General features: G+C 68.9%; 12 protein-coding genes. 5 read left to right on the top strand and 7 right to left on the bottom strand.

Going from position 1 to position 14621, the window contains the following annotated elements; all coding sequences use genetic code 11:
• Window positions 1-10: 10 nt before the first annotated feature.
• The 6 genes from ACIA58_RS19330 to ACIA58_RS19305 form a co-directional block, all read right to left on the bottom strand.
• A complete protein-coding gene (locus tag ACIA58_RS19330; protein ID WP_396405079.1) occupies window positions 11-961 on the bottom strand; it encodes a potassium channel family protein in 951 nt (316 codons plus the stop codon).
• Complete coding sequence (locus ACIA58_RS19325) at window positions 933-2042, bottom strand: GNAT family N-acetyltransferase (RefSeq protein WP_396405078.1); 1110 nt, start codon at window positions 2040-2042, stop codon at window positions 933-935. The genes ACIA58_RS19330 and ACIA58_RS19325 overlap by 29 nt, the downstream gene beginning before the upstream one ends.
• An 82-nt stretch (window positions 2043-2124) precedes the next feature.
• The gene (locus ACIA58_RS19320) at window positions 2125-2520 is read right to left on the bottom strand and encodes a hypothetical protein (RefSeq protein ID WP_396405077.1); all 396 of its coding nucleotides are present in this window, start codon (window positions 2518-2520) and stop codon (window positions 2125-2127) included.
• Window positions 2521-2549: 29 nt separating this feature from the next.
• Complete coding sequence (locus tag ACIA58_RS19315; protein ID WP_396405076.1) at window positions 2550-2726, bottom strand: hypothetical protein; 177 nt, start codon at window positions 2724-2726, stop codon at window positions 2550-2552.
• Window positions 2727-2745: 19 nt separating this feature from the next.
• Window positions 2746-2874: a hypothetical protein gene (locus ACIA58_RS19310; RefSeq protein ID WP_396405075.1), complete on the bottom strand. Its 129-nt coding sequence runs from the start codon at window positions 2872-2874 to the stop codon at window positions 2746-2748.
• A gap of 167 nt (window positions 2875-3041) precedes the next feature.
• Complete coding sequence (locus ACIA58_RS19305; RefSeq protein WP_396405074.1) at window positions 3042-3842, bottom strand: GNAT family N-acetyltransferase; 801 nt, start codon at window positions 3840-3842, stop codon at window positions 3042-3044.
• Window positions 3843-3924: 82 nt separating this feature from the next.
• Between ACIA58_RS19305 and ACIA58_RS19300 the strand changes: the two genes are divergently transcribed.
• Window positions 3925-4539: a hypothetical protein gene (locus tag ACIA58_RS19300; protein ID WP_396406487.1), complete on the top strand. Its 615-nt coding sequence runs from the start codon at window positions 3925-3927 to the stop codon at window positions 4537-4539.
• Window positions 4540-4714: 175 nt separating this feature from the next.
• Here the strand turns inward: ACIA58_RS19300 and ACIA58_RS19295 are convergent, their stop codons facing one another.
• Window positions 4715-8008: a S8 family serine peptidase gene (locus ACIA58_RS19295; protein WP_396405073.1), complete on the bottom strand. Its 3294-nt coding sequence runs from the start codon at window positions 8006-8008 to the stop codon at window positions 4715-4717.
• Between the two features lie 137 nt (window positions 8009-8145).
• Here ACIA58_RS19295 and ACIA58_RS19290 point away from each other — a divergent pair, with 137 nt between their 5' ends.
• From ACIA58_RS19290 to ACIA58_RS19275, 4 genes are all read left to right on the top strand, one after another.
• Window positions 8146-9120, top strand: a complete 975-nt coding sequence (locus ACIA58_RS19290; RefSeq protein WP_396405072.1) for a helix-turn-helix domain-containing protein — start codon at window positions 8146-8148, stop codon at window positions 9118-9120.
• Between the two features lie 124 nt (window positions 9121-9244).
• Window positions 9245-10003: an ABC transporter ATP-binding protein gene (locus tag ACIA58_RS19285; RefSeq protein WP_396405071.1), complete on the top strand. Its 759-nt coding sequence runs from the start codon at window positions 9245-9247 to the stop codon at window positions 10001-10003.
• Complete coding sequence (locus tag ACIA58_RS19280; RefSeq protein ID WP_396405070.1) at window positions 10000-12657, top strand: ABC transporter permease; 2658 nt, start codon at window positions 10000-10002, stop codon at window positions 12655-12657. Before ACIA58_RS19285 ends, ACIA58_RS19280 begins: the two co-directional genes overlap by 4 nt.
• A gap of 149 nt (window positions 12658-12806) precedes the next feature.
• On the top strand, window positions 12807-14585 hold the full coding sequence (locus ACIA58_RS19275; RefSeq protein WP_396405069.1) for a glycerophosphodiester phosphodiesterase family protein: 1779 nt from the start codon (window positions 12807-12809) through the stop codon (window positions 14583-14585).
• Window positions 14586-14621 lie beyond the last annotated feature (36 nt).

Raw genomic sequence — 14621 nt, 5'->3', positions numbered from 1 at the left:
CAGCCGGCGCTCAGTCTTCTGGGTCGTCGGCGCCGGGGCGTTCTGCCCAAGGGGTTTCCTTGGCCGGGCGGACGACGATGAGTTTGTCGCCTGCGGCAAGGACCGAGACGTTCGAGTCGTAGTACCGGTGGACCTTGCCGTCGCGGACGACCGACACGACGCGGTCGGGTACGGCGGACGGCGGCTTGCCGACCTCGCGGCCGAGGACGGGGCGTTCGGCAACCTCGAGGCCTTCGCCGTACGTGAGGAGGTCCTCCATCACCTCGCCGAGGTTCGGGCTGACCGAGGTCAGGCCGAGCAGCCGGCCGACGGCCTCGGACGACGTGACGACAGCGTCCGCGCCGCTCTGCCGCAGCAGCGGCACGTTGTCCTCCTCGCGGACCGCGACCACGACATGCGCGTTCGGGTTCAGTTGCCGCACCGCGAGCGTGACCAGCACCGCCGAGTCGTCCCGGTCCGTCGTCACGATCACCTCGCGCGCGGTCATCACCTCGGCGCGACGCAGTACCGTCCGGTTGGTCGCGTCGCCGTGGAAGGCGGCCATCTGGTCGTTGCCCGCGTCACCGATCGCCTGCGCCCGCGGGTCGATCACCACGATGTTGTCGCGCTTGACCCCGTTGCTGATCAGCGTCTGTACGGCGGAGCGGCCCTTGGTGCCGTAGCCGACGACGATGGTGTGGTCCTTCATCCGTTTCCTCCAGCGCGTGTCGCGCATGATCCGGCGACCCTCGTTGGCCAGCACTTCCAGTGTCGTACCGACCAGAACCACCAGGAACGCGATCCGCAGCGGAGTCACGATGAAGGCGTTCACCAGCCGCGCGGTCGGCGTCACCGGTGTGATGTCGCCGTACCCGGTCGTGGTGAGCGTGACGGTTGCGTAGTAGATGCTGTCGATCAGCCCGACTTTGCCGTCGTAGCTGTCCCGGTACCCGTCACGGTCGACCACCACGATCAGCACCATCACGGTCAGCAGCCCTAGCGCGATCAGGATCCGGCTGAAGAGCTGAAAGAGCGGCGAGCGTGTGCTCGCGGGCAGGTTGACCAGCAGACCGTGGGGGTTCCGACCGGTGGGAAGGGGTGGCACGCGTACGACGATATTGCACCGGCGGCCGATCCACCGCATGCGACAGGCTCCGGTCGGACAGCGCGACGCTGACCATCAGGCTGTCGCCGTCCCGGACCACCCGCGACCGCATCCGCAGCCGCTCGAGGGTCCGCAGCATCGCGTGGTTCTCCGGCTGCACCAGGCAGACGACCCGATCGGCGCCGAGCGTCCGCGCCTCCCCCACCACCTGGCGGAGCAATCGGAGCCCGAGCCCCTGTCCCTGCCAGCCGTCCTCGACCAGTACGGCGACCTCCATCGTCGTACTGCCCAGCTCCTCCCACGGCGCCGCCGTCGCCATCCCGATCACGGCGCCGTCCACGTCCGCGACCACCGAGACGCCACCGGACGGTGCGGACAGGTGCCGCGCCGTCCGGGCAGTCAGCTTGGGCATCGGCACGTGGTACCGCCGGGTGCGGCTCTCGTACGAGCAGCGATCGTGCATCGCGACCACGGCGTCGGCGTCCGCCACGGTCGCCGTCCGCAGCACAGGTACACCGCTGCCGGGCCGAGGACCTTCCACCACGTCGAACCGCTCCGCGAGCCGACCGGCGATCTCGACCAGTACGTCGGCCCGCGCCCACTCCGCCGGCGTGTACTCGTCGAAGCCCTGCAGATTCCCGAGCTCCTCGTCGACCGCCACCGGGTCGTCGATCAACCGCAGTACGGCTCGCAGATACCGCGTCGGGGCGTCACTCAGTACGTCGGCCTGGCACGGGCGGACCGTCGTACCCACGCAACCGGCCTCGGCGGCCAACGAGGTCAGAGCATCGGCGCTCCAGCCGGCACCGGCCGAGACCACGAGCTCGTCGACGGCGCCGGTCTCGGCGGTGAAGACCTCGAGGCTGAGGATGTTGATGTCGTCCGCACCACACCGTGCAGCGAGTTCGGCCAGTGCACCGGGCCGGTCGGCGAGTTCGGTCCTGATCTTCCAGAGCATGCGGACGCCCTCCCTCGTGGAAACGTGCTTCCACTGTGCGTCCGGCCTGTTGCCCCGCCGGGTCCGGGATGTTACGCGTGCGTCAACGCTTCCGCCGGACCGTCGGCAGGTGCGGCCTCGGCTTCCGCGCGGCCAGCACGACGGAGGGCTCCCGCTTGTCCAGGTCCGCGTGCCGCAGCAGCTCGGGGTACGTCGCCTGCGGGACGGAGGGGTACGTCGTCACGATCGCGTCGCCGGAGAAGACGAAGAAGATCGCCTGACCGTCCTTGATCACCTTCAGCAAGGAGCCGTCGCGCACGGTGAGAGCATGCTCGACCGCCTTCCGCCGCGCGGACCGCTTGGCCCACGCGGCTTGGACGGCCTGTTGCGCCGGCTCCCGCCCGTGCCGCACCGCCTCGACGACGAGTGGCCCGTAGCGCACGCCGTACTTGACCAGGTTCTTGGCCAGCTTGCCGCTCGGTTTCCCCGCAGTCGCCATGTGTCGAGCGTACTGACCTCAGCCGGTCATCAGCTGACGGCCGCCGCGGGGTCGGCGAGCCAGTGCCGCCAGACCGGGCTCTCCCAGTCGAACTCCAGGTTCGTCATCCAGGTGGCCACCCGGACGATGGGCGGGCCGGAGCCGTGTACGGCGTACGCCAGCTTCACCGCATCCGGCGCTGCGCAGTACCCGACCCTCTGCCTCACATCGGATGCAGCCCGGACGTCAGAGCGTGTGCAGTTTGTCGAAGGGCGACATGACGCGCAGCAGGCGGCCGGCCCCGAAGTCGACTACCACGGCGTGAGTGCCCTCGACGGCGCTGATGCGCCCGATGCCCTCCCGGTCATGGGACACCCGATCACCAGCCTCGAACGTCTTGATGGGGGCAGAAACCCGGGGGGCGAAAGGACTCGTGGGCAGGTGACGACGCGTCGTCGCGCGAGAAGGCTCCATCAGAGCTCCAGTATGCGCCCATCTCGGCCAGATCGCCCATTTCGCGCCAGGACTTAACGGTCAGGTGGTCACGGTTTCCAGATGTAAGGGACCGTCACCGAGACCGGTCGCAGGCCCAGCCGGGCCAGGATGCCGCGGCTGTCCGGCGACGCGTCGACCTGCAGGTACCGGTACCCGCGCTCGGCGGCCAGGTTGCGGCGGTAGGCCACCTGCGCCCGGTAGATGCCCCGGCCGCGCCACTCGGCCAGCGTCGAGCCACCCCACAGCGAGGCGAAGCCGGTGCCGGTGTGGAACCGGATCCAGGACGCACAGACCATCTTCGGCTCGTGCTCGTCTGTCTCCGCGACGAGCACCGCCGCCGGGTCGTCGTCCGCGATCGCCTGGGTGAGCGCATCCGGCAGCCAGGCGTGCGAGTGACCCCACACCGCTTCCTCCATGGCCTGCATCCGCTCCAGATCCGCGCGCGACGCGATCTCGCGCAACCGGACGCCTTCGGGCAGTACGACGTCGCTGGACAGCTCGGCCACGTCACCGAGGAGGAGGCACTCCTCCTCCTCCGGCACGAGGCCGGCCTTGGTCAGCCGCTCGGGCAGATCCGCCGGCAGATCGTGCGAGTAGTACTTCCACTCGAACTTCGCGCCGAGCTTCCTGAAGTACTCGACCTGGTCCGCGATCAACTGATCGAGCTCGGCCCCGTCGATGCCACCCAGGTACTGCACGAATCCGTCGCCCTCGAAGCCGACCTTGCGGATCAGCGGGCCGAGGAGCTCGACCGTGCCGCCGTTCCCGCTGCCGGGGCGCGAGCGGATCTGGTCGTCGTAGGCCGCCCGCAACGCGAGCGCTTCCGGTGAGGTGTCCAGAGGAATCACGCCATCAGTAGACCAGCCCTCGCAAACGCATTTCGGGACACCGGGTCGCGTCGGCATGCGGACGTTCGTCGCGTCAGGCACCATGGAGGCCGTGACCACCCCCAACCCGCGCCGTCCGATCCTGCCCGGCAGCAAGTTGTTCGAGTCGCTGCCCGGTGCTGCCGACCCGGCGACCGTGACCGAGGCCGCGCACCGGACCGCCGAGTTGCTGGTCCGCGGCGTGCGCAAGTCCGAGGATGCCGAGGTGCACGCCCGGGTGGTCAAGCTCGCCGACGAGTACGGCCTGGACGAGCTGGCCGAGCTCTGGTCGGACTCCCCCGCGGACTCGTTGCCCGGAGCACTGTGGCGGCTGTACGTGCTGCGCTCCTGGGTGCACTCCAACGCCGAAGAAGTGTCCCGCGAGTTCGCCACCGGCCGCAAGTACGCCGAGGTGCACGCCGTCGTCGCCGGCGTCGCCGAGCCACCCGGCCCGACCGAGGTCCGCGACATGGTCGACGCCGTACTGCGGGGTGTCGCGACCGGTGACTTCGCGACCACGCTGGACCGGGCGGCCGCGTTCGCGCGGATCGTCGCGACCGGGCGGGCGCACCTCGCCGACGACGGTCACGACCGGGTGCTGTCCGCGTCGAAACTGGTCGAGACCGCTGACCAGCTGCAGACCGCGGCGCGCGCCGAACGCGCCGGACATTTGTGGTAGTTGCGCCCGGCGCGTTCGGATGTTATATGGTCTCGCGGCCCGAGATCTCAACAGGACAAGGGGTTTGGGCACCGGTTACACTGTTCGAGGTGTCGGGCCGGTGCAAGCCCCGGGTCCCAAAATTAGCCGCTACGAGCGGCCACGCGCCGTGAGGCGCTTCCCGGTCCGGCACCCTCTAACTCACCACCCCGTAGAAGTGGTCGAGCGTCTGCGTCACCGACTTCCCGTGCGAATCCGTCAGCTCGACCTTGAGCGTGACGAACGATGCCGCCTTCCGGTTGTCGACCAGCGCGATCGCCTTCGTGCCGAGGTTCAGCGTCGGGACCGGGGTCCAGGTCGCGCCGTCGTCGTACGACGCGGTAACACGGGCCGACGTGAAGCGGCCGGCCGTGTACCACTGGCCCGACTCCGCGGTGATCGTGACCGGGAACGCCGGCACCCGGGGCGCGCGATCGTGCAGGTCGACGGGCAGGTCGTAGTCGGGGAACAGCAGCGGCAACGGCTTGCCCGCGTCCGCCGACGAGCTGCGCCACTTCCACCGGGTCTCGACCGTCGACGGTGACTCCCACGTGTAGTCGCCGCGCTGCCAGCGGATGAGGTCGTACTTCAGCTCCAGGTCGGTCGCCGCGGCCGGCACGTCCCACACGCCCTGGCCGTAATACCCGTACTCCCCCAGGGAGACACCGTTCGCGAACAGCTCCGTGCCGCCCAGGTCGAGGAAGCCCTGCGACGAGAAGTGACCGGGTTGGGTGTCCGCCCAGCCGGCGAAGTTGCTCCAGATCGTGTTGCCGTCACGCGCCGCCGGAGCGTACTTCTGCCCGGTCGTCTGATCGGTCACCAGCCCCGGCCGCAGTCCGGCCTTGTACCAGCTCTCACTGTGCCGGCTGCCGGCCTTGTACGCCGTCGCGGTCGACGTCATCAGCGTCGCGAACGGCCACGCCATGACATCGGAGTGCCCGACCATCTGCGACACCCTGGTGTCCTTGTCGGCAGTCACGAGGTGTTGTACACGTGTCGGTGCCGCCACGGATCCGCGATCGCCGGTCGGGATCAGGTTGATGCTCCACGGCCGCCACACGTCGACGTACTCGGAGTACGTGTAATCCTTGCCCGGCGTGTAGTACGTCGCGTCGATCGTCGCCAGCTCGCGGTCCCGGACGCGGTGCGCCGGCTTGCCCTTCACCTGCTGCTCGTGCGTGAACGCCAAGCTGTAGAGGTACGGCGACTTCGCACCGGCCGGAGATGCGTACTGCCATCCCTCGACCACCTCGAACGTCCCGCGCCGGGCCTTGGAGGTCGTGCCCAGGTAGATCGATTTGACCGTGGTGCCGTAGCTCCGGCTGGAGGACAGGATCCAGTTGTCGACGACACGCCCGTACGTCAGGCTTCCGCCCTTGCGCTGCGTCGGCCGCTCCGTCGTGACAGTGGCCTCGGCGGCGGTGCGGGCGTCGTACGTGATCGTGGTGTCCTTCGTGAGCGTGATCTCCGGATCGCCGAGCAGCGCGTACGAGTCGACCAATCCGTCGGCGCCGTCGTGCGCGATCGTCGCGGCCAGCGAGTACGTGCCGGCGCGTAGGTGCAGCGTCTGGTCGGCACCCTCGAAGCCGACCCGCTGCGCGGCGATGCTGTCGAGATCGAAGACGTCCAGCGAGGAGATCGACGCGGCCGGCTTCCCGTCCCGGTCGATCAGCTTGAACGTGACGTCGACGTACTGCGGCTCGAGGTAGAACCCGAGCGGCGTCACCACAGTCTGCCCGCTGGTGCTCCTGGCAACCACGCGGGTGCTGATCGCGCCGTACAGCCCGTAGTCGAGCGCCGCCGACGGATCGACGGTCACCGGTAGGTCGGCGCTGCCGCCGGCCGGGACGGTCACCGACTTGCCGAAGCTGATCAGGGCCGACGGCAACGGCTTCCCGTTGTTGCCGCGGGCATCGGCCGTGACGGTCAAGGTGACCGGTGCCGTGCCGTCGTTGCGGTAGGTCAGCTGCTTGGTGACCTTCTGGTCCGAGGTGTGCGGCCAGGCGAACGTACCGAGATCGGCAGTGGCCGGACCAGTGACCTCCTGCGTGACGGCCTGAGCGACGTCGAGCTCACCGGCGCCTTGTTCGTAGATGCCGACCTTGCTCTCGGCGCGCACCGAGTTCTGCAGGACGGCCTTGAGTTGCTGGCCGGTCCAGGTCGGGTGCTCCTGCTTGAGGATTGCTGCCGCCCCTGCGACATGCGGCGTCGCCATCGACGTACCGCTCATGTCGATGTACGCCGAGTCGCCGCGGCCGCCTGCCCTCGCGGCGGTGATGTCCACGCCGGGCGCCGCGATGTCGGGCTTGACCGCGTGGTTGGCGAGGACCGGGCCGCGGCTGGAGAAGTCTGCCGTCGTCTGGGTAAGGTCCGTGGCGGCGACGGTCATCGCGGACGCGGCGCAGCCCGGGCTGGTGATCGCCTCGGCCGGTCCGCCGAGGTTGCCTGCGGCAATGACGAACAGGACGCCGGACTCGGCGCTGATCCGGTCGACGGCGGCGGCCATCGGGTCGGTGCAGTCGACGGGTTCCGACGTACCGATGCTCATGCTGATCACATCAGCGCCTTCGGCGACGGCCCACTCCATGCCGGCGATGATCCAGGAGAGGTCACCGCTGCCGTAGTCGTTCAAGACCTTGCCGGACAGCAGTTGCGCGCCCGGGGCGACGCCCTTGTTGCGGCCGTTGGAGGCGACGCCTCGACCGGCGACGGTGGACGAGGTGTGCGTGCCGTGGCCGTCGTGGTCGGCTACGTCGGGGCTGTCGGTGAAGTTCTGCTGTTCCTTGACCGCACCGACGAGGTCCGGGTGCTCGGCGTCGACACCTGAGTCCAGTACGGCGACCGTCGTGCCGGTGCCGTCGTACCCGGCTGCCCAGGCCTGCGGGGCGCCGACGTACGGGACGCTCTGGTCGAGGGTCTTGTGCACCTTCAGGTCGAGCCAGAGCTTCTGGACGTCCCGTCCGGTCGAGAGAGCCTGCCAGGTGTCGTGCGCCCGCGTCTTGTCGGTCTTGTACGCGGCTGCACTCACGGACGACAGCGTCCGGGTGCGGGTCGATCCGGCGGGCACAGCCTGCAGCGCGGCGCGGGCCGTCGGCGTGTAGGTCGCTATGACGGGTATCTGGCTGGTCGACGAGTCGTCGTACCCCTGCCGGATCAGACCGCTCACGTTGAACAGCGCCTGATCCACCTTGCCGCTGTTGACGAGACGGGCGGCGCTGTCGGGTACGACGTACAGGTCCTTGCCGACTGTCCGCGTCTCGTAGCCGGTGTCGGCGGATGCGGGAAAGTAGCGCACATTGCTGCGGCCGGAGCCGGCCGGGGACACCTGCACTTTGTCGCCAGTGATCAGGGTGACGGACTTGGTGTCGTCGACCTGCACAGGCAGGGAGGGCTTGGGCGGCGCTGCTGCCGCGGGAGTGACTGTGAGGGCGAGAAGGGCGGAAAGAGCCACGCCTATGAAGGCTTTGCGCATGGGGACGAGTTCATCGCAAAACCGCCAGCGAAGGATGGGCAGCTGGTGGCAAGATTGCGACAATGCGGTTACCCGCCAGGCCCTGACTCCCACTCCCCCGCCCACAGGGAGGCATCGTGCTCGACGTGCTCGGACTGGATGACGCCGAAGAACTCGCGTACCGCGCCCTCGTCGAGGTGCCGTCGTACGACGCTGCCGAGCTCTCTTCCCGACTCGGCTGCCACCCGATCGAAGCGGCACGCTCGCTGACCGCCCTGGAGACGCTCGGCCTGGCTGCTCGATCCAGCGGCAGCTCCGACCGGTACGTCGCCTCGCCGCCGTCGGTCGCCTTGTCTGCGCTGGCCGTGCAGCGTGAGGAGGAGCTGCGGAGAGCGCAGCGGGAGATCGAGTCGCTCGCTGAGGTCTACCGAGGTACGGACACCGAGCGGTCGGTCAGCGACGTCGTGGACGTGGTCCGCGGGGCCAATGCGGTCGGGCAGCGGTTCGCGCAGCTGCAGATGTCGGCGCGCGAGGAGGTGCTCGGGTTCGTCAAGGCGGAGATCGCTGTCGTGCCACCGGAGGACAACAAGGAGGAAGACGCCGCAGTCACCCGAGGAGTGCGGTACCGCGTGCTGATCGAGCGGAGCGCGTTCAACCGCCCTGGGTTCTTCGCCGCCGCATCCGACTCGCTGAACGCCGGCGAGGAGGTCCGCGTCGTCCAGGAGCTTCCGATGCGGCTGCTGATCGTGGACCGGCGGATTGCCCTGGTGCCGTTGCTGTCCGGCGCCGGTAGCAGCATCGGCGCACTCATCGTGCACAGCAGCGGCATGCTCGACGCGCTGCTTGCCCTGTTCGACCGCGTCTGGCGCGACGGCCTCCCGCTGGTACTCGGCTCGAACGGAATGGTGGAGGGAGCAACCGACGGTCTGCCCGACCTCGACGCCCGCATCCTCGGCCTGCTCCTGGCCGGCCTCACCGACCAGGCTGTGGCCAACCAACTCAACCTGTCGATGCGCACGGTCCAGCGGCGGGTACGCGCCCTCATGGACCTGGTCTCCGCCGACACCCGCCTCCAGCTCGGCTTCCACGCCGCCCGCCGCGGCTGGATCTAGCCGGCTCAGGGGCGATCCGGGGAAAACCCCCTATCGATCCACGCCGAACGCGCGCAGACTCGGAGGCAGTTTGTCGACCGGTGGTCTGGGGTGGCCGCTGATCAGCCAGGGAGGGCGATCGGCAATGGAGGGGACAGTCCCGTATGTCACTGACGTCATCGAGGTCGTGGACGCGAAGGACCTCGTTCGCGTCTACGGCGAAGGAGATACAGCGGTGCACGCGCTGCGCGGTGTCGGCGTGCGCATCGAGCCCGGCCAGCTCACGGCGGTGATGGGGCCGTCCGGTTCGGGCAAGTCGACGCTGATGCACATCCTGGCCGGGCTGGACCGGCCGACGTCCGGCTCGGTCAAGATCGACGGTATCGAGATCACCACTCTCGGCGACGACGCGCTGACCAAGCTCCGTCGCCGGCACATCGGTTTCATCTTCCAGTTCTTCAACCTGCTGCCGATGCTGACCGCGCGCGACAACATCCTGCTGCCGCTCACGATCGCCGGCGCGAAGCCGGACCAGGAGTTCTTCGACGGCCTGGTCGAGCGGGTCGGCCTCGCCGACCGTCTCGAGCACCGGCCGGCCGAGCTGTCCGGCGGGCAGCAGCAGCGGGTCGCCATCGCGCGGGCGCTGGTGTCGCGGCCGACCGTGGTGTTCGCGGACGAGCCGACCGGCAACCTCGACTCCCGGACCAGCGGCGAGATCCTCACGCTGATGCGGTCGTCGGTCGAGGAGTACGGCCAGACGCTGGTGATGGTGACGCACGACGCCCGGGCGGCCGCGATGGCCGACCGCGTGCTGTACCTGGCCGACGGCGAGATCGTGAAGGAGACCGGCAGGTCCAGCCAGCACGAGATCCTCCAGATCATCGACACGCTGGACCTGCAGTGATCCGGTTCGCGTTACAGGGCTTGCTGGCCCGCAAACTCCGTACTGCGCTGACCGCGATCGGCGTCGTCCTCGGGGTCGCGCTGATCTCGGGCACCTACGTGCTGACCGACTCGATCACGTCCGCCTTCGACTCGATCTTCACCCAGAACTACAAGAACACCGACGCCGCGATCACCGGCAAGACGGCGTTCGACGCATCCGAGGACGGGACCGTGACCGCGCCGCCGTTCGACGCCGGCCTGCTCGCGAAGGTCCGGGGGCTGCCCGAGGTGGGTGCGGCCGGCGGCGCGGTCAGCGGCGAGGCGCAACTCATCGGCAAGGACGGCAAGGCGATCGTCTTCGGCGGCGCTCCGCAGCTGGGTTTCAGCGTGGATCCGGCGTTGCCGCAGTTCAACTCGCTCGCCCTCGTGTCCGGATCCTGGCCGAGCGCGAACGAGGTCGTGATCGACACGAAAACCGCCAAGGAGAAGGGTTTCACGGCCGGCGACACGATCGGAGTGCAAGCTCGCGGCGCGGCCGAGCGGATGCGCGTGTCCGGGCTGGTCGAGTTCGGCGAGGTCTCGTCGATCGGCGGCGCGACACTGGCCGGTTTTGATCTCGGGACGGCGCAGCAGCTGTTCGGCAAGACCGGCAAGCTCGACCAGATCCTGATCGCGGCCAAGTCCGGCACGAGCGACCAGCAACTGCTTGACGCCGTCCGATCCGTGCTGCCCGCGGCCACGCAGGTCCGGACCGCCGAGCAACAGGCCGCGGAGGACGCGGCCGGTACCTCGAGCTTTCTGAGCTTCCTGAAGACGTTCCTGCTCGTCTTCGGCGGGATCGCGTTGTTCGTCGGCTCGTTCGTGATCGCCAACTCGCTGTCGATCACGATCGCCCAGCGGACCCGTGAGTTCGCCACGCTCCGAACGCTCGGCGCGTCCCGGCGGCAGCTCCTCGGCACGGTGGTGCTGGAGGCGCTCGTCACGGGTGCGGTGTCGGCCGTGGCCGGGCTGTTCCTCGGGCTCGCGATCGCGACCGGACTGTTCAAGCTCTTCGACGCGGTCGGCTTCACGTTGCCGAACAACGGGCTGGTGTTCCGCACTCGGACCATCGTGGTCGCTCTCGTGGTCGGCGTACTGGTCACCGTCGTCGCCAGTCTGCGTCCGGCCTGGCGTGCGACCAGGGTGCCGCCGATCGCCGCTGTCCGCGAAGGGTCCACGCTCGCGCCGGGGCGTCTGCACCGCTTCCGGCCGCTCGGCGCCGCCCTCCTGGCCGCGGGCGGAATCGCGCTCGTCGTGATCGGTCTGTTCGCCGACGAACTGTCGACCAGCACGCTGTTGTCGCTGCTGGGCGCGGGGGTGCTGTTGCTGTTCATCGGCATCGCTCTGTTCTCCGCCCGACTCGTGCGACCGCTGGCGGCGGTGTCGGATCCGGTCGCGCGCTGGTCGGTCGTCGTCCTGACCGCTCTGATCTGGCCGATCATCCTGGTTCCGCTCTGGCTGGTACGACGTCTGTTCGGACGGCACACCGAGTTCCCCGGCGTCCTGCCGGACGGCCCGGCCGTGGCCATCGGCGGACAGAACAGCCGCCGCGATCCACATCGGACGGCGTCGACCGCGGCGGCGCTGATGATCGGGCTGGCGCTGGTCACGCTCGTCGCCACGTTGGGTGCGGGCCTGATCAGGCCGTTCGAACAGGCCGTCGACGGAATCTTCAGCGCCGACTACGCGGTCACCGCGCAGAACAACTTCAGCCCACTGCCGCCGCCGGTCGCCGCGGAGGTCGCCAAGGTGCCGGGAGTCGAGAAGCTCACCAGCGTGCGCGGCGGCGAGGCCCAGGCGTTCGACAAGACGATCACGATCACCGCGGTCGATCCCCAGGCGCCGGACCTGCTCACCTTCGACTGGCGCTCCGGAACGCAGGCGGCGCTCGGCGAGCTCGGCGCCGACGGCGCGATCGTCGATGCGGCGTACGCCGACAGTCACGCGCTCGTCCTCGGCTCGCGCTTCCCGATGCAGACCGCCACCGGGAAGACCCTTCAACTGCAGGTGAAGGGCGTCTTCCGGCCACCGGCGGGCGGGTCGCCGTTCGGGAACGTGACGATCTCGACGGCCACGTTCGACGCGACCACCTCGCAGCCGTTGAACCTCTACACCTTCGTGAACATGACCGGCGGCGTCACCGCCGCGAACACCGCGACCCTGAACGATGCCCTGAGCACGTTCCCGAACGCCAAGGCGCTGACGCGCGACGAGTTCAAGAAGGCGCAGACCGACAGCATCAAGAGCATCCTGAACGTGCTCTACGTTCTGCTCGCGTTGTCGGTGCTGGTCAGCCTGTTCGGCATCGTCAACACGCTGGTGCTGACGGTCTTCGAGCGGACGCGCGAGCTCGGCATGCTGCGCGCGATCGGTCTGACCCGCGGTCAGGTGAAGCGGATGATCCGCCAGGAGAGCGTGATCACCGCACTGATCGGCGCGGTGATCGGGATCGCCCTCGGCCTGCTGCTGGCCGCTCTGCTGGCCGCCCGGCTGGACGAGATCTCGTTCACCATCCCGGTCGCCCAGCTGGTGATCTTCGCCGTCGTCTCGGTGGTGGTGGGGATCTTCGCCGCGATCTGGCCGGCCCGGCGTGCGGCCAAGCTGAATCCGCTCGAAGCACTCCAGTACGAGTAGCCGCACGCACGAGCGTCGATCGGGCGGATCACCTCCGCTCCGTAGCCGTCTGGTCACTTCTCGGCTACCTTCACGAGGATGTGGGTACTCCTGCGGCAGACAGCCTCAGGACCGTCCCGCCCCACAACCCCTCCGGAAGGAAACCCCTCATGCGCCGCCTTCCCCGCGCGCTGCTTCCGTGCGCGCTGATCGCCGGGCTGCTGCTTCCGGCCGCCCCGGCCGCCGCCCACCGTGGCGATTTCGACATCCAGGCCCACCGCGGCGGTCTCGGACTGACCGTGGAGAGCACGATCGCGTCGTTCTCGCACGGTCTCGAGCTCGGCGTCAGCACGCTGGAGCTCGACGTCCAGATCACCCAGGACGGGTACGCCGTCGTCACGCACGACCGGAAGGTCGACGGCAAGAAGTGCCGAGACACCGCGCCGTACACCGCGGACGACCCGGAGTACCCGTACGTCGGCAAGTTCATCAACACGCTGTCGCTCAAGCAGGTCAAGCAGCTCGATTGCGGATCGCTGCCGCAGTCCGGCTTCCCCGCCCAGCAGCCCGACCCGGGTGCCCGGATGCCCGAGCTGCGCGACATCTTCGCGCTCGTGCACCGCTACCGCGCGTACGGCGTGAAGCTGAACGTGGAGACCAAGGTGGAGGCCGGTGCACCGACCGAGACCGCTCCGCGTGAGCAGTTCGTCCAGGTGGTCGCCAGCGAGATCCGCAAGGCGAACATCGCCCGCCAGGTGACGATCCAGAGCTTCGACTGGGGCTCGCTGATGCGGATGCACCAGGTGATGCCGCAGCTGCCGCTGGTCGCGCTCGACAACTACGACTTCCTCCAGGTCGGCAAGCCGGGCAAGTCGCCGTGGCTGGGCGGCATCGACATCGACGACTTCGGCGGCGACCCGATCAAGGCGGTCAAGTCCTTCGGCGCCTCCGCGATCTCGCCGGTGGACGGCTTCCCGCAGGGCGGCAAGATCAGCGACCCGGCGTTCCGGCCGTACTTCACCAAGGCCACGGTGAAGGCGGCGCACAAGGCCGGGCTGAAGGTCATTCCGTGGACGGTCGACGATCCGGCCACCATCAAGTGGTTCATCGAGCAGGGCGTCGACGGGCTCATCAGCGACTACCCGGACCGTGTGCGCGACGTCGTACGGTCCGAAGGCATCCGGCTCCCGCAGGCGTACGACGCTCCCGCCGTACGGGCGCTGCCGTCGGCGCACGCGCACAACGACTACGACCACCGGCGGCCGTTGCAGGACGCGCTGGACCGTGGATTCAACAGCGTCGAGGCGGACGTGTGGCTGGTGGACGGTGAGCTGCGCGTCGCCCACGACCTGGCCGACGCCAAGCCCGGTCGCAACCTGGAGAGCCTGTACCTGAGGCCGCTGGCGGACCGGGTCCGGGAGAACCACGGGCAGGTCTACAAGCGCGGCCGGGACTTCCAGTTGCTGATCGACATCAAGAGCGACGGACCGTCGACGTACGCCGCCGTTGACAAGGCACTGGCGAAGTACCGCGGCATCAGCACGATCTTCGTCAACGGTCGGGTGCTGGAGGGCGCTGTCACGTCGGTGATCAGCGGCAACCGGCCACTGGACGACATGAAGGCCCAGAAGCTCCGCTACGCCGGGTACGACGGCCGGCTGAGTGACCTGGAGTCCGGTATGCCGGCGTCCCTGATGCCGCTGGTCAGCGACAACTGGTCCAACGTGTTCACCTGGCGTGGCATCGGCCCGATGCCGGAGGCCGAGAGGACCAAGCTGCACGACCTCGTCGTCAACGCCCACCACGCCGGCTACAAGGTCCGCTTCTGGGAGACCCCGGACACCCCGGGCGCCGCCCGCGAGGCCCTCTGGCGCGAGCTGGTCGCCGCGAACGTCGACTACATCAACACCGACGACCTGCACGGCCTCGAGGACTTCCTGCGCGGCTGACCCAAAGGCAAGGCAGGCAGAAAAGCACAGCCCAGA

It is taken from the genome of Kribbella sp. NPDC051586, assembly GCF_044453965.1.
Lineage (GTDB): Bacteria > Actinomycetota > Actinomycetes > Propionibacteriales > Kribbellaceae > Kribbella.
This window is presented reverse-complemented; position numbering and strand designations above follow the sequence as displayed.